This is a genomic window from Streptomyces microflavus (assembly GCF_014650075.1).
Lineage (GTDB): Bacteria > Actinomycetota > Actinomycetes > Streptomycetales > Streptomycetaceae > Streptomyces > Streptomyces microflavus.
Genome location: NZ_BMUG01000002.1, coordinates 369,881 through 385,587, shown reverse-complemented (window position 1 = coordinate 385,587; position 15,707 = coordinate 369,881). Strand labels below are relative to the sequence as shown.

The window sequence follows — 15,707 nt, the reverse complement described above, 5'->3', positions numbered from 1 at the left end:
GCGTGTCACGGGACCGTAAGGTCCGCCCACGCGGCCGCGCCCGCCCGGCGCCGGGCGCACGGGAGGTCGTACGGCACGGGAACGCTCAGCCGAACGCGTACGCCACCGTCGTCGCCGCCCCCAGCGCCGCACCGGCCACGGTCTGGGCGACCGTGTGGTAGCCGAGGGCCACCCGTGACCAGCAGACGGCCAGGGTCAGCGCGTACGCGGCCAGCCACCACGGGGAGTGCACGACCGCGAGCAGGGCCACGACCGCCGAGGCCACCGCCGAGTCGACCGAGATCTTCCACACCGTGTTGACGGCCAGCAGCCCGATCGTCATCACCCAGAGCGCGAGCATCGCGACGAGGATGCCGTGCGGCGCGTCGCCGAGGACCATCACCACCGAACCGGTACCGATCGAGCCGAGGATGACGAAGAAGATCGGCGCCCGCTTCGTACGGTCGACGACATGGCGGTCGCCCCAGGTACCGCGCCCGCGCTCCCACTCGATGTACCCCGCAGGGATCAGCCCGGCGCAGAGCGCCCCGAGGAACCCCCAGAGCAGCCCGGTCCAGTCGCCGGCCGCGGCGAGCCCGAGGCCGAGCATCCCGGCGAGCAGGGCGTTGCGGGGCTGGAGTACGTCGGTGACCGTGCGCGCGACGGAGGTGCGGGTGGTGTCTTCGGGCGTGGTGGCGGTGGCGGTGTCTTCGGGTGTGGTGCTGCTCACGAGGTCCGCTCCGTCTGCTTTTCCGTGGCGGTGGCCGTGGCCAGCACCTCGCGGGCGCGCTCCACCGTGACCGTCCGGTACGCGGCGGCGACCCGCTCCAGCCGGGCCACCTCGCCGTCCTGGTCGGCGGCCTGCTGGGCCGTCACCTCGGCGGCGGGACCGGCGGGGGCGCCGGACTCCTTGGCCAGCAGGGCGGCCTTGATCCAGTACGCGTCGCCGAGCGCCGCCGCCCGGTGGGCATCGGCGGCGTCCCGGGCGGCGGCCTCCGCCGCGGCCGAGGCCAGCCCGTCGGGGACGTAGTGGCGCAGCTTCTCGGCCGCGTCCGCGATGTCGGCGGCCCAGCGGTCGATCCGCAGGTCGGCCGGGGCGTTGAACCGGGTCAGCTCCCGGGTGAGGGAGGCGGGCGGGTCGAAGGGCTGGTCGGGGAAGGACGCCATCAGCTCGTACCAGAGGGCGTGCAGCCGGACCTGGGCCCGCCACAGCCGCACCCGGCGTGCGCCGGTGCTGAAGGCGGGGACCGAGGCCCCGAGGGCGAAGAACGCGAAGAGGACCAGCTGCGCCGCCTCGGTCACCTGGTCGAAGCGGAGGGCGAACGCCTCGCTCGGCTCGTCCACCACGCTGACCCAGAGGAACAGGGTCCGGCTGACGGTGTAGCCGACGCCGATGAACATCGCGAACGTCATCATCCCGAGCCCGATGCGCAGATGGCGCCGTCGGGCGTCGGCGGTGGCCAGCGCCCACTGGAAGGCGCAGACGGCGGAGGCGGCGCCGAGGAAGAGGTAGAAGACGCTCATGTAGAGCGTGGCGCCCCACTCGCCCGCGTGGTTGGAGACGAAGCGGTCCGAGGGGACGGAGCGGTCGACCACGGTGAAGAACAGGACGGTCAGCAGGATCAGCGTCGCCACCGAGGCCTTCGCCGCGACCTGCTGGACGAGCCGGGCGAACCGTACGTGGCGGGGGACTGCGCCCGCCTCCGGGTAGCTGCCGTAGATGGCGACGATGTAGCTGAGGATGGCCAGAATCGCCACCGTCGCGGTGTAGTGCTTGATGAGGACGGCGAGGTCGGTGACGGCACTGTTGTTGAGCCCGGTGCGCACCGCCTCGGTCTTCGTCCACAGGGCGACGGCGAATCCGGCGTAACAGCCCCACAGGGCCCGCCGTCTGCGGTCCTCCTCATCTCCCCACAGGGCAGCGGGCATACGCCACAGGGCAACGGCTGTCATCAGGCCGGCTATCAGGTATCCGGCGAGATCGAGGGGGGTCACAGCGGTCTCGTCCTCGGGTGTCGGGTGGTCGGGCGCGGGGGAGGTGCTTGCGGTGGTGATGGTGCTTGGGGTGGTGATCGTGGTGGCGGTGGGGCGGTGGCACGTGTCAGCTGTCGTTCCACCCGTGCGGTGTCACGCGTCGTCCGGCCGTCTCCGGGGGAACAGCCCGCGACGGCGGTGGGCCACCGGGCGGGAGAGGGAGTCGGTCAGCCGCCCCACCATGTCATCGGTGGTGAGGTCCCGCGCCATCCGGGGGATCAGGGAGGCACCGAATTCGGCCATGCGTTCGTCGTGGGTGGCGTACTGCGCGCGGGCCTGGACGGTGGAGCCGCCGGAGGTGAAGGACTCGGCGGCCTCGGGGGAGATCATCCGGGCGATCAGCGAGGTGTCGAAGACCGGGAGCAGCGTGCGCAGTTGCTCCGCGTCGAGGGTCGTCCCGTGGTCGAACCACTCGTGGCACAGCTCGTGCAGGATGACGTGCTCGGTCTGGTAGACGGTCGGCCTGCGGCGGTAGAGGACGAGGCTGGTGGTGTCCGCCTTCAGACGCAGTCCGCAGGCGGCGTTGACGCGGGCGAGCCGGTCCGGCATCTCGTGCAGCCGGATGGTGCGGCCGCGCGCCGCCTCCATGTTGGCGACCAGACCGGTCAGTGAGAACGGAGCCGGGATGGGCAGGTCGGCGAGCTGTGCCTCGCACTCTTTGCGCAGCTTCCGCAGGGACATGACACCGACGCTACGCTTCCGGACCGTCCGGGCGGTGGTTCACGCCCCCATCGGCCGCACTCTCCCCGCCTCGCGAGGTCTCCCGAGTGGTCTCCCGGGCCCCCCGCGATGTCTCCTCCGGGGTCTCCCGCGCGGCGTCCTCCAGCAGGGAGAGCGCGAACCGGAGCAGCTCCGGCGGGAGCCCGTCGTCGTCCAGTCCGCGGCCCGCCACCCCGCTGATCTCCCCGGTCCGCCGCTTGGCCAGGAACTGGAGCCCCGCGACGACGTCGTCGACGACCTCGGACTCCTCCTTGAAGAACCGCCAGTCCACGCCGAACCCGAGCCCGAGGGCCTTGAGGATCTCCTCCGAGGGCTGGGTGACCTTGCCGGCGAGGATGTTGGAGAAGTAGCTGTGCGAGAGGGATCCGCCGCGCTCCCGCACCAGCTCCGAGAAGAACCGGCCCGAGATCTTCTGGCCGGGGAAGGTCTTCTCGACCATGTACTCGACTTTTTCCCGCAGCGAGTTCAGCGGGGGAGGGCCGGCCGTCTCGGGTGGTTCGTTCCGTTCCGCACCGGGTTCGTCACCGTCGTCCATGGCCATCCGGGCCTCCACGCTCACCTCGGAGTCGGAACTGAGCTTGCGCAAACACTCTACGTCACTGTTAACTCGAAAAAACACGGGCAGGGGACCACGAGGGGAGTCCCTTGCCCGTGATGATCGAGGCGCCCGAACCGGTCCGCTAGCCAGGGCCGGGCAGGCCCGGAACCGGTGCCGGACAGGGGTGTAGCCCTTCACGACGGGGGATGCGTGAAGGGCTACGCGTGCATTATGGCCCCGCGGTCCGCCCGACGACAACTGACCAGTCGGTCAGTTCCAGTGGCGCGTCGGCCACCGCCCGCCCGCCGGTGGCCGAAACCTGTTCCGGCCGCGATAGACATGACCTTCCCGGCCGATTAGGATTTCTTGTGCAGTCAGGTGAAACAGCGGTACGCAGCAGAGGGGCACCCCGCAGGTGTACGGCGCCCCGGGCCCTCGGTCATGCGTGACAGAAGAGGTGCAGATGCCCCCGGAGACCCCCTCGCACGCCATCGATCGGCTCGACGACGACGACTACCCCGCCTACACGATGGGGCGCGCCGCCGAGATGATCGGGGCGACGCCGGGTTTCCTGCGGGCGATCGGTGAGGCCCGGCTGATCACGCCGCTGCGGTCCGAGGGCGGTCACCGCCGCTACTCCCGCTACCAGTTGCGCATCGCCGCCCGCGCCCGCGAGCTCGTCGACGCCGGCACGCCCGTCGAGGCCGCCTGCCGCATCGTCATCCTGGAGGACCAGCTCGAAGAGGCGCTCCGCCTCAACGAGGAGCTGCGGGGCCGCACGGCCCGCTGACCGCGGCCGGGAACATATCTGCATTCGCCAGCACAGAATTTCACGCAATGCGCGATGAGGCTTTTTCTACCGCCGTTTTGTTCCGCCATGCCGAGTGATATTTGGTTCATCCTCTCCCGGTGCTGCCGTGCTACTGTTGATCTCAGTTGCAGTTGTGGTTCCCAAAAACTTCAAGTGCATCAGCCGACTCGATGTCGGTAGATGCACTTTTGTATTTCCGGTGTTCTTCCGGACGGGGTAATCATCGCGGCGACGTGGGGTCCGCACAGTGTGGGCCCACGGGCACTGCCCCTCCCCTAAGGAGATATGACATGGCTACTGGCACCGTGAAGTGGTTCAACGCGGAAAAGGGCTTCGGCTTCATCGAGCAGGACGGCGGCGGCGCTGACGTCTTCGCCCACTACTCCAACATCGCCGCCTCCGGCTTCCGCGAGCTGCAGGAGGGCCAGAAGGTGAACTTCGACGTCACGCAGGGCCAGAAGGGCCCGCAGGCCGAGAACATCACCCCCGCCTGATCGCTCAGGTAGTACTGCGCAGCTGGGGCCCGCACCTTGGGGTGCGGGCCCCGGCTCGTTGTCGTTTCCGGGATCCGCCGAGTGCGCGTCCCCTGCCGAAGCCGCGTCCGGTGCACTGATTCCCGGCGGCCGGGTTTCGCTATTTTTTTGTCATTTCATCGGCTCGTTCTTGCGATTCTGGGTGCCGTTCACGGCCGCTTCCCGAAAAAGAATCCCTCGATACGTGCCCCATCGAGGAAAGGTTCTGCATGAACCGCGAACGCACGCCCCGCTCGAACGACCGATTCGCCCGCACCCGCTCCGGCGGCCCCTCCGGCGCCCGCTCCGGCGGCGCCCCCCGCTACTCCGGTGGCGGCGAGCGCCGCGCCGCCGGGTTCGGTGGCGGCCCCAAGCGCTCCGGCGGCGGTGGCCGCCGCAGCTCCGCGCTGAAGGGCGAGTTCGCCCTGCCGGTGACCATCACCCCGGCCCTGCCCGCCGCCGAGACCTTCGGCGAGCTGGAGATGCCCGCCACGCTCAAGGCGGCGCTCGTCGCCGAGGGCATGACGGTCCCGTTCCCGATCCAGGCGGCCACCCTGCCGAACTCGCTGGCCGGCCGTGACGTCCTCGGCCGCGGCCGCACCGGCTCGGGCAAGACCCTCGCCTTCGGCCTGGCGCTGCTGGCCCGTACCGAGGGCCGCCGCGCCGACGCCAAGCGCCCGCTCGCCCTGGTGCTCGTCCCCACCCGGGAGCTGGCCCAGCAGGTCACCGACGCGCTCACCCCGTACGCCCGCTCGCTCAAGCTCCGTATCGCCACCGTCGTGGGCGGCATGTCCATCGGCCGGCAGGCCAGTGCGCTGCGCGGCGGCGCCGAAGTCGTCGTCGCCACCCCGGGCCGGCTCAAGGACCTCATCGAGCGCGGCGACTGCCGGCTGGACCGGGTCACCATCACCGTCCTCGACGAGGCCGACCAGATGGCCGACATGGGCTTCATGCCGCAGGTCACCGAGCTGCTCGACCAGGTCAACCCGGAGGGGCAGCGGATGCTCTTCTCCGCGACGCTCGACCGCAACGTCGACCTGCTCGTCAAGCGCTACCTGCACGACCCGGTCGTCCACTCCGTCGACCCGGCCGCCGGTGCCGTCACGACGATGGAGCACCACGTGCTCTACGTCCAGGGCGCCGACAAGTACGCCACCACCACGGAGATCGCCGCCCGCGAGGGGCGCGTGATCATGTTCCTGGACACCAAGCACGCGGTGGACAAGCTCACCGACCACCTGCTGCACAGCGGGGTCCGGGCGGCCGCGCTGCACGGCGGCAAGTCCCAGCCCCAGCGCACCCGCACCCTGGAGCGGTTCAAGACCGGGCACGTCACGGTCCTCGTCGCCACGAACGTCGCGGCCCGCGGCATCCACGTGGACAACCTGGACCTCGTCGTCAACGTCGACCCGCCCAGCGACCACAAGGACTACCTGCACCGCGGCGGCCGTACCGCCCGCGCCGGGGAGTCCGGCAGCGTCGTCACGCTGGTGCTGCCCAACCAGCGCCGCGAGATGACCCGGCTGATGGCCGACGCCGGGATCACCCCGCAGATCGCCCAGGTCCGCTCCGGCGAGGCCGAGCTCAGCCGGATCACCGGCGCACAGACGCCCTCGGGCGTCCCGGTGGTCATCACCTCCCCGCCCAAGGAGCGTTCCGGCCGCAGCGCCGGCGGCGCGTTCATGGGCCGCGGCACCAAGCGCGGCGGCGGGGCCCCGGCCCGTCGCGGCCGTCCGGGTGTGCCGACGCCGGAGGCGCGTGCGGCCGCCGCGCTGCGCCGGTCCACCCGCGCCGCGTAGCCCGCGCGGGGCGGCGGTCCGCCGCCGCCCTCCCCGTACGGCTCCGCCGTGCGGCCTCCCGAGCCACTCGACCCCTGTTGAGGACCCATGCGCTGTGTCATCGCCCGCTTCCCCTTCGATCTGTTCAAGAACGAGGTGGAGGACTCGATGAAGGGCATCAAGCCCGAACCCGTCACCGGTGACGCGGTGGTCATCAGCCGCCGCGTCTACCCGGTCAAGCAGGTCGGCGAGGTGATCACCCGGCAGGACCGGCGTGACTTCTCCTCCGCCGAGGTCGTCCGGGCGCTCTCCAAGCTCGGCTTCACCTGCCGTACCGCGGAGACGGCCGTCGCCCCGGCCGCCGCTGCCGCCCGCACCCCGCTGGAGACCGCCTCCGCGCTGCTGGGTACCCCGGCAGCCGCCGAGGAGCGCTCAGGCGACTCTCTGTAACAAGTGGCCGGACGCCCGGCGTCGGTGCCCTTCACGGGGCCCGGGCCGGGCGAAGATCCACAGCATGAAGAGGAAGCTGACCGCGTTAGGCGTGACGGTGGTGGCGGCCGTACTGCCCGCCACCGCCGCCCATGCCGACGAGACGCACACGGATGCCCACAACGGCCCGCAGGTGGCCCTGATCGCGACGGGCCAGATCGACGATCCGCTGGAGGACGTCCTGGAGCACGTCACGGTCATCGGCCGGACCGTCATCCTGGATCAGTGACCCGCTCCGCCGCCCGGGCCCTTCGGCCCTGAGCCGCCCGCCCCTCGACCCGTCAAGGCGTCCGAGCGGCCGGCGGCTTCTGCTTTGCCCACTCCAGCCGGGGCTCCAGCAGCGGGCGCAGCAGGCTCCGTACATACGGGGTGCACAGCAGGGTCACCACGACCGCCGCGCCCACGGTGACGGTGACCGTGCCCAGCGTGGTGTCGAAGAACGGGTGCTCGTAGAAGCCCCCGTAGCGCAGGCCCCGGACGACGAAGCCGTGCAGCAGGTACCCGTACAGCGTGCACTTGCCGAGCGCCGTCATCCAGCTGTGGCCCTTGGGCACCCAGGCCAGGAAGCACGCGCCGAGCACGACGGCCGCCACGAACAGCAGGAGCGTCGCCGTCGGGCCGGTCCACTCGGCGCTCTCCATCTCCAGGGTGCTGTTCTTCCGGAAGAACCACGAGGTCGAGGTCCGGGGCACCAGCCAGTACGCCACCAGCAGCCCGAGCACGAAGACCGGTACGGAGACGACGCGTACCCACGTACGCCGTACGAAGGCGAAGTGCTGCGGGCCCAGCCGCAGGCCCAGCACGTAGAACGGCAGGAACTGCAGGGTGCGCTGGACCGGCAGGGCCCCGTCGGCGGCCGGTGAGACGGTCGCCACGGCGGCGATGGCGAGGGCGACCAGCACCGGGGCGCGGACCGTCTGCCAGACCGGGGTGGAGAGCCGCCAGAAGAAGAGGGCGGGCAGGAACCACAGCAGCCAGTAGGGGGAGAGCAGGGACAGGTGGTAGTCCGGGTCCTCCACGAGCCGCTGGAAGACCGTGTAGAGGACCTCGAAGATGAGGTACGGCACCAGCAGGCTGGTGATCAGCTTCCACACCCGGTCCGGCCGCAGCTCGAAGCCCCGGGAGAAGTAGCCCGCGATCAGGATGAACACCGGCATGTGGAAGGTGTAGATCAGCGTGTACGCGGCTTCCACCAGCCGGCCGCTGGGCAGCGGCTCCCACGCGTGACCGATCGCCACCAGCACGATCGCCAGGTACTTCGCGTTGTCGAAGAAGTGGTCCCGGCCGACGGCAGTCGGCTTGCCGGTCTCCGGGACGGCGGCAGCCGCTGTGGGATGCGGCTGCTCGGAGGTGAGGGGGGAGGGCATCCTGACACCCTAGGGGGCGGAGGCGTTCCTTCCGCCAGTTGTGTCCTCCGTCACTTCCACCGGAGGCTTTCCGGACGGCTGGGCGCCTCCCTCGGCGTCCAGGTGCGGCAGGATCCGGTCCAGCGGGCGCGGGATCCACCAGGCGGCCCGGCCCAGCAGGGTCATCACCGCCGGGACCAGCAGCAGCCGTACGACGGTGGCGTCGATGAGCACGCTGGCGGCCAGCCCGAGGCCCAGCATCTTCACCACGATGTTGTCGCTGATCACGAACGCGGCGAAGACGCTCACCATGATCAGCGCCGCGCAGGTGATGACCCGGGCGGTGATCTCCAGCGCGTGCGCCACGCTCGCCCGCGCGTCGCCGGTGCGCAGCCAGGCCTCGTGGATGCGGGAGAGCAGGAAGATCTCGTAGTCCATGCTCAGCCCGAAGACGATGGCGAACATCATCATCGGGACGTAGCTCTCGATCGGGACCTTCCCCGACACCCCCAGCGCCGGGCCGCCCCAGCCCCACTGGAAGACCGCCACCACGACCCCGTACGAGGCGGCGATCGACAGGACGTTGAGCACGGCCGCCTTCACCGCGACGAGCAGGCCCCGGAAGACGGCCAGGATCACCAGGAAGGCCAGGGCCACGACGACCGCGATGATCAGCGGCAGCCGGCTGGAGACGATGTCCAGGAAGTCGACCTGGGCGGCCGTCGTACCGGTGACGTAGGTGTCGGCGGCGGTGCCGGAGACGGCCTGCGGCAGGACGTCGTCGGTGAGCCGGTTGGTCAGGGAGGTGGTCCGCTCGTCCTGCGGGGCGGCCACCGAGTAGGCGGTGGCGGTCAGCACGTCGCCGTCCGACGTGGCGGTCAGCGGGGTGATCACGGCCGCGTCCGGAACGTTCGTCAGTGCCTTCTGAGCCTGGTCGGCGAGGGCGGAACGGTCGGACGAAGGCACCTTGCTCTGGTCGATGACCAGGGTCAGCGGGTCGTTGGAGCCGGGGCCGAAGGCGCTGGACATCAGGTCGAAGGCGCGCCGGTCGGTGAACGACTTCGGATCGGCGCCGTCGCCGATGTGGCCGAGCTGGATGAAGAAGACGGGGAAGGAGAGGACGGCCAGCAGGACCACTCCGCCGGCCAGGAACCACCACGGCCGCCGCTCCACCCGCTGCGCGTACCGGTGCCAGCCGCCGGCCTCCGCGCTCTCCGTCGCCGGTACGGTCTCGGCCACCGGTTTCCGCACGTGCACCCGGTCGATGTGGCGGCCGATGAGACCGAGGATCGCCGGTACGAGGGTGAGGGCGCCGATCACCGCGGTGACGACGGTGACCGCCGCGGCCAGGCCCAGCTTGCCGATGAACCCGATCCCGGAGACCCACAGCCCCGACAGCGCGATGATCACCGTGCAGCCGGAGAGCAGCACCGCGTGGCCGCTGGTGGCGGCGGCGTTCCCGGCGGCGGTCACCGGGTCCTGGCCGTCGACCAGGTTCTGCCGGTGCCGGGTGACCAGGAAGAGGGCGTAGTCGATGCCGACGCCGATACCGATCATCGTGGCGAGCGTCGGGGAGACGGTCGCGAAGGTCGCGGCGGCGGCCAGCAGGCCGAGCAGCGCGAGCCCGCACAGGGCGCAGACCAGGGCGGTGACCAGCGGCAGCACGGCGGCGATGAGACTGCCGAAGCCGATGAGCAGGACCACGATCGCCACCCCGAAGCCGATCGCCTCGCTGGTGCGGTCGCTCGGTTCGGGCCGGGCCAGTTCGCCGAGCGGTCCGCCGTACTCCACCTCCACCCCGGCCGAGCGCAGCGGCTGGACCGCCTTGTCGACCCCGTCGAGGTAGGACGGGTCCAGGGTGGAGGGCTGCACGCTGAAGCGGACGGTGATGTAGGCGGTCTTCTGGTCGGTGGAGAGCGGCCCGGTGTTGGGGTCGGGCGGCGGGGGCGGGGCGGAACCGGACGACGGCAGCGGGCTCTGCGCGGAGAGCACGTCGGGCAGCTTCTGGAGGTCGGCGACGGCCGTGGCGACCTGGTCGGAGACCGAGGTGAGCGGCTTGTCGGCGTCGTGCAGCACCACTTGGGCGCTGTAGCCGCCCGCCTGGGGCGCGTGCGCCTTCAGGACGTCGAGGCCGTCCTGCGACTGGGTGCCGGGGAGCGAGAAGTCGTCGGAGTAGTCCCCGCCGTAGGCGTGCTGGAGGACCTGGAGCCCGGCGAGCGCGGCCACCCACAGCACGAGGACGGTCACGAAGTGCCGGGCGCACCACTCGCCGGTGCGGCGCAGCGCTCCCGGGCGGCGGCGCGGGGCGGCGTCCCGGCCGGTGCGGGCCTGTGAGGCCGGTGACGACGGCATGCGGCTCCCTGTCCTGTGCGCTCTGTACTGCGCCGGTTTCGCTGCCCTGGTTCGCTGCCCTGGTTTCGCATTCAAAGGCCCCCCTCGGCCCCCGGCACCCCGGAGCGGGGGAACGGGTGACGGGTGCGTCCCGCAGGGCGGGTCCGGGGGGTGGCCCCACCTTCCGTTCACCGGCCTTCCGGATGGGCAGCCGGGGCCGGGTCAACCAGGCTTGTCCCATGACGAATTGGACCCGCAAGGCGCTCCTGCGCACCCTCTCCGCGACCGCCGTGGCCGCCACGCTGGCCGCCGCCGTGGCACCTGCCGATGTGTCGCCCGCCGCGCACAGCCGCCCGGCGGGACCCGTCGCGGCCCCGCTCGCCTGGCACCCCTGCGAGCCGCCCGGCGGGGTGGTGGTCCCGGCCGGGCAGGAGTGCGCCGAGCTGCGGGTCCCGCTGGACTACGGCGACCCCGGCGGCCCGACGGTCGCGGTGGGCGTCACCCGGCTGCGCACCGACCGGCCTGACGCCCGGCGCGGCACACTGTTCGTGATCCCCGGCGGGCCCGGCTCCTCCGGGGTGCAGCGCCTGGCGCAGAAGGGCGAGGCGCTGCGGGCGGCGACCGCGGGGGCGTACGACCTGGTCAGCCTGGACCCACGTGGGGTCGGCTCCTCCACCCGGGCGAACTGCCGGATCCCCGAGGCCGACCGGCACCTGATGACGCTGCGGTCCTGGCCCGCCCCGGACGGCTCGATCGCCGCCAACACCGAGCGCTCCCGCCGCACCGCCGAGCTCTGCGCCCGCAACGGCGGCCCGGTGCTGCGCTCCTTCACCACGGGGAACGAGGTCCGTGACCTGGACCGGCTGCGCGGCGCGCTGGGCGAGCGGAAGGTGTCCATCTGGGGTTCTTCGTACGGGAGTTATGTCGGCGCCGTCTACGCGCAGGAGCACCCCGGCCGCGTCGACCGCCTGGTCCTGGACAGCACCGGCGACCCGGACCCGGGCCGGGTCGCGTACGGCTGGCTGGCGAACATGGCGCCCGGCGCCGCCGAGCGCTTCCCCGACTTCGCGGCGTGGGCGACGGACCCGGCCCGGGAGGCGGAAGGGCTGCGGCTGGCCCGCCGCCCCGGGGACGTACAGCCGCTGTTCCTCGCCCTGGCGCGGCAGTTGGACCGGCACCCGAAGGTGTCGGACGTGCCGGGAACCCCGCTCACCGGGAACATGCTGCGGCAGGCGCTCCAGAACGCCCTGTACAGCGATGCGGCGTTCGCCCCGCTGGCCCGGCTGGTGAAGGCGGCTCAGGACCCGCAGGGCCGCCCGTCGCTGACCCCGGACCTCGCGCGGCCGATGCCGGACGAGGACGCGTCGCTGATGGTCGCGGCGATCTGCAACGACGTGCGCTGGCCGGGGCCGGCCACCGGGTACGCCCGCCGGGTCGCCGCCGACCGGGCGCGGTATCCGCTGACGGCCGGGATGCCCGCCAACATCACGCCGTGCGCCTTCTGGAAGCACGACGAGGAGCCGCGGCCCACCCGGATATCCGACGAGGGCCCGTCGAACGTCCTGATGATCCAGAGCCTGCGCGACCCCTCCACCCCGTACGCGGGGGCGCTGAAGATGCGGTCGGCGCTCGGTGCGCGGGCCAGGATGGTCACCGTCGAGCGGGGCGGCCACGGGATGTATCTGGGCAACGGCAACGCCTGCGGGGACCGGGTGGTCAGCGACTTCCTGGTGACCGGGAAGCGGCCCGGCCGGGACACCCACTGCCCGAACCGACCGGGTGTCACCGGCGGGGTGTCATAACGGCTGATTCCGGGGTGTTCCTTGCTATACACGAGCGATGGAGCACCCCGGGACCCTCGTCCTGATCATGGCCCTGGCGGTTCTCGCCCCGCTGCTCGGCTACGCGACCGGGCGGTGGCTCTCCGTCCCCGTCGTCATCTTCGAGATCGTGCTCGGCATCCTGGTGGGACCCGATGTGCTCGGCTGGGCCCACCACGACCAGGTCATCGATACCCTGTCCGACCTCGGCCTCTCCATGCTGATCTTCCTGGCGGGGTACGAGATCCGGTTCGCCGAGGTCCGCGGCTCCACCCTGCGCCGGGCCGGCGGCGCCTGGATCCTCTCGTTCGTCGCCGGGCTCGGTGTCGCCCTGCTCCTCAGCGGCGCGGACGTGGCGAAGAGCCTGGTGATCGGTACCGCGCTCACCAGTACGGCGCTGGGCGCGGTGCTGCCGATCCTGCGGGACTCGGGGCGGCTGGAGGGGCGGTTCGGGTCGGTGGTGATGGCGTTCGGGGCGGTCGGCGAGTTCGGGCCGATCGTGGCGATGGCCCTGCTGTTCAGCGGGCGGAGTCCCGGGGCGGCGAGCGTGGTCCTGGCGGCGTTCGCCGCCATCACGGTGGGCGCGGTGTTCTGGGCGATGCGGCCGAGGCCCCCGTGGTTCGCCCGGATCATCGCCATGACCCTGCACAGCAGCGGTCAGTTCGCCGTCCGCTTCGTGATGCTGCTGCTCGCCGGGATGCTGGGCCTCGCCCATGTCTTCGGCCTGGACACCCTGCTCGGCGCGTTCGCCGCCGGGATGCTGACCCGGCTGGTCCTCCAGGGGGCGGTGCCCGAGCGCAGCGGGGAGATCCTGGGGCGGATCGAGGCCATCGGCTTCGGCTTCCTGGTCCCGTTCTTCTACATCGTCACGGGCATCGACTTCGACCTCGCGGCGCTCCTGGACGGCGGCCGCCCGCTGCTGCTCCTGCCGGTCTTCCTGCTGCTGTTCCTGCTGGTGCGGGGCGTACCGGCGTATCTCCTGGCCCCGCGTGACCTGACCGGGCGCGCTCCGCGGTCCGCGCTCGCGCTGTTCGCGTCGACCTGTCTGCCCCTGGTGGTCGCGATCACGGCGATCGGCCTGGACGAGAAGGTGATCGGTGCGGGCGAGGCCGCCGCGCTGGTCGCCGCCGCGATGGTGTCGGTGCTGACGTTCCCCCTGCTGGCCTTCCGGCTGCTGCGCCGGGAGGCGGGAGGCAAGGGGGCGGGTGCCCCGGACCGTGCGGCGGAGAGCGGGGAGGCGTGGTGAGGTCCCGTCCTTCCTAAGGTGTGGCGTCCTCCTAAGGCGTGCCGTCCTCCGTCGGGACGCACAGGACCGGGATCGGGGACATGTGCAGCAGCTTGTGCGGGGTCGAGCCGAGCAGGGCCCCGCGCATCGGGCTCTCGCCCCAGGTGCCGACCACGATGACCCGGGCCCCGTGCCGTTCGGCGGCCTCCAGGAGGGCCTGTGCGGGGCTTTCGTCCAGCACCTCCACACTCGCCGGTACGCCGGCCTCCTCGGCGGCCGTGAGTGCGTGCTCCAGGCCGGTGCGGCCGGCCTGCCGGATCGCGTCGTAGTGGCTGCGGTACTCGGCCCCGTCGCGCAGGCCCGGCGCGGCGGCGCCGTAGACGAGGACCAGCTCCTCGCCGTACGCCGCCGCCACCTCGATCGCGATGCGCAGGGCGCGGGCGGCGCCGGGGGACTCGTCGTAACCGAGGACGACCGACATCTCAGCGCTCCTTCCGGGCGGGGGCGTGCACCAGCTCCGGGTCGGCGACCGAGGGCCGCTCCTGCCAGAACACCGCGTCGCGCAGCCGCCACACCACCATCAGGACCACGCCGACCAGGGAGATCACGATGCCGATGACGAGCGGTGGGCCGAGCCCGAACCACGAGGTGCCGCTGTAGGAGTTGGCCGGGTCGGACATGTCGATGACCGACCGCACCAGCAGCCAGGCCAGCAGCCCGGCGCCGACCACCGGGCCGAGGCCGATGAGGAGGAAGTTGCGCACGCTCTCGGTCAGGTGGCGCCGGTAGTAGACCGCGCAGGCCACCCCGGTGAGCGCGTAGTAGAAGGCGATCAGCAGGGAGAGCGCGGTGAGCGAGTCGAAGAGGGCGTTGGTGGAGATCTGGTTGACGATCAGGTACCAGGCGATGGCGATACCGGCGACCCACCAGGTGCTGACGTCGGGGGTGCGGAACCGGGGGCTGATGTGCCCGAAGTGCTGGGGCAGCGCCTGGCGGCGGGCCATCGACAGGGCGGTCCGGGACGCCGGGATGATCGTGGTCTGGGTGGAGGCGATCGCGGAGGTGGCGACGGCGAGCAGCAGGATCCAGTCCCAGCCGCCCAGCACGTCCCCGGCGAGCTGGGCGAAGATGAACTCCTCCTCGCCCGCGTTCTCGGCGAGGAACGCCGTCCCCGCGAAGGCGACGACCGCGATGGCGACCGACAGGTAGGTCACCAGGAGCACCACCGTGGACCACAGGCCGGCCCGGCCCGGGGCGCTCGCCGAGTCCTCGGTCTCCTCGGTGAGGTTGACCGCCGACTCCCAGCCCCAGTAGATGAACACCCCCAGCAGCAGCCCGCCGGTCAGCGCCGCCCCGCCCGCGCCGAACGGGTCCAGCCAGCTGAAGGAGGGTTCGATCGAGTCGAAGCCGGTCGTGCCCGCGTACACCCGGTAGAGCGCCACCACGACGAAGACCAGCAGGAACGCGATCTGGAGGAGGATCAGCACGTTCTGCACCTTGGCGGACAGCTCGGTGCCGATCACGCAGAGCGCGGTCATCACGATGATCAGGAGGACGGTGAGCAGCTGGCGTACGAAGTCGTTCTCGACCCAGCCGTCCAGACCCACCGCCAGCAGGGTGAAGCTCACCGCCACATCGGCCAGCGAACCGACCACCAGGACGCCGGTCATGGTGATTGCCCAGCCGCCCAGCCACCCCGCCCACGGGCCCATCGCCCGGGTCACCCAGGAGAACGTCGTACCGCAGTCCTGGTCGACCTTGTTGAGGTAGTAGAACGCCGAGGCGATCAGCAGCATCGGGACGAAGGAGGCGAACATGACGCCCGGGGCGTAGATCCCCACCAGGGCGACGATCGGGCCGATCACGGCGGCCAGCGAGTAGGCAGGGGAGGTCGCGTTGAGGCCGATGACGAGGGCGTCGACGAACCCGATGGCGTTCGGCTTGAGGCCGACCGCCGGTTCGTCCTGCACACGGTCGTGGGCCATGGTTCCTCGATCCGGGCGGGCTCCCCCGCAGGGCGCGGCGGATGATCCGGATCTCATCGTAAGAACACCCGTCCCGGTGCGCATTCCGGATGAAATGCCCTCACCGGGCCGGGGTCACCCGAACGGCCCGCTCCCCTGC

Annotated in this window: 15 protein-coding genes; 7 read left to right on the top strand and 8 right to left on the bottom strand. The window is 71.6% G+C overall.

Annotated elements, in window-relative coordinates; all coding sequences use genetic code 11:
• Positions 1-85: 85 nt before the first annotated feature.
• From IE264_RS06805 to IE264_RS06790, 4 genes are all read right to left on the bottom strand, one after another.
• The gene (locus IE264_RS06805; protein ID WP_032756001.1) at positions 86-709 is read right to left on the bottom strand and encodes a hypothetical protein; all 624 of its coding nucleotides are present in this window, start codon (positions 707-709) and stop codon (positions 86-88) included.
• Entirely contained in the window at positions 706-1,974 is a 1,269-nt protein-coding gene (locus IE264_RS06800) for an MAB_1171c family putative transporter (protein WP_032756004.1), read from the bottom strand. Before IE264_RS06800 ends, IE264_RS06805 begins: the two co-directional genes overlap by 4 nt.
• Positions 1,975-2,106: 132 nt before the next feature.
• Positions 2,107-2,694: a toxin gene (locus IE264_RS06795; protein ID WP_032756007.1), complete on the bottom strand. Its 588-nt coding sequence runs from the start codon at positions 2,692-2,694 to the stop codon at positions 2,107-2,109.
• Positions 2,695-2,704: 10 nt separating this feature from the next.
• Positions 2,705-3,319: a hypothetical protein gene (locus IE264_RS06790; protein WP_190167595.1), complete on the bottom strand. Its 615-nt coding sequence runs from the start codon at positions 3,317-3,319 to the stop codon at positions 2,705-2,707.
• Between the two features lie 415 nt (positions 3,320-3,734).
• On the opposite strand from IE264_RS06790, the gene IE264_RS06785 reads away from it, so the two are divergent.
• The 5 genes from IE264_RS06785 (at position 3,735) to IE264_RS06765 (ending at position 7,090) form a co-directional block, all read left to right on the top strand.
• Entirely contained in the window at positions 3,735-4,061 is a 327-nt protein-coding gene (locus IE264_RS06785) for a MerR family transcriptional regulator (protein WP_031122413.1), read from the top strand.
• Between the two features lie 311 nt (positions 4,062-4,372).
• A complete protein-coding gene (locus IE264_RS06780; protein WP_015609674.1) occupies positions 4,373-4,576 on the top strand; it encodes a cold-shock protein in 204 nt (67 codons plus the stop codon).
• A 248-nt stretch (positions 4,577-4,824) separates the two neighbouring features.
• Entirely contained in the window at positions 4,825-6,393 is a 1,569-nt protein-coding gene (locus IE264_RS06775; RefSeq protein ID WP_015609673.1) for a DEAD/DEAH box helicase, read from the top strand.
• 87 nt (positions 6,394-6,480) lie between these two features.
• Positions 6,481-6,822 (top strand): SCO5918 family protein, encoded by a 342-nt coding sequence (locus tag IE264_RS06770; RefSeq protein ID WP_015609672.1) that lies wholly within the window; start codon positions 6,481-6,483, stop codon positions 6,820-6,822.
• A gap of 64 nt (positions 6,823-6,886) precedes the next feature.
• Entirely contained in the window at positions 6,887-7,090 is a 204-nt protein-coding gene (locus IE264_RS06765; RefSeq protein ID WP_015609671.1) for a hypothetical protein, read from the top strand.
• Positions 7,091-7,142: 52 nt separating this feature from the next.
• Here IE264_RS06765 and IE264_RS06760 read toward each other — a convergent pair whose 3' ends face one another.
• Complete coding sequence (locus IE264_RS06760; RefSeq protein WP_032756013.1) at positions 7,143-8,228, bottom strand: acyltransferase family protein; 1,086 nt, start codon at positions 8,226-8,228, stop codon at positions 7,143-7,145.
• Between the two features lie 9 nt (positions 8,229-8,237).
• Positions 8,238-10,559: an MMPL family transporter gene (locus IE264_RS06755; RefSeq protein ID WP_032756016.1), complete on the bottom strand. Its 2,322-nt coding sequence runs from the start codon at positions 10,557-10,559 to the stop codon at positions 8,238-8,240.
• 218 nt (positions 10,560-10,777) lie between these two features.
• Between IE264_RS06755 and IE264_RS06750 the strand changes: the two genes are divergently transcribed.
• A complete protein-coding gene (locus IE264_RS06750; RefSeq protein ID WP_180288945.1) occupies positions 10,778-12,340 on the top strand; it encodes an alpha/beta hydrolase in 1,563 nt (520 codons plus the stop codon).
• 37 nt (positions 12,341-12,377) lie between these two features.
• A complete protein-coding gene (locus IE264_RS06745; RefSeq protein ID WP_032756022.1) occupies positions 12,378-13,604 on the top strand; it encodes a cation:proton antiporter in 1,227 nt (408 codons plus the stop codon).
• Positions 13,605-13,635: 31 nt separating this feature from the next.
• On the opposite strand, the gene IE264_RS06740 is transcribed toward IE264_RS06745, so the two are convergent.
• Positions 13,636-14,064 carry a universal stress protein gene (locus IE264_RS06740; protein ID WP_015609666.1) on the bottom strand — a complete coding sequence of 143 codons (429 nt, stop codon included), beginning with the start codon at positions 14,062-14,064 and terminating at the stop codon, positions 13,636-13,638.
• 1 nt (position 14,065) lies between these two features.
• Positions 14,066-15,568, bottom strand: coding sequence for an APC family permease (locus IE264_RS06735; RefSeq protein WP_032756025.1), 1,503 nt, complete (start codon positions 15,566-15,568; stop codon positions 14,066-14,068).
• Positions 15,569-15,707 lie beyond the last annotated feature (139 nt).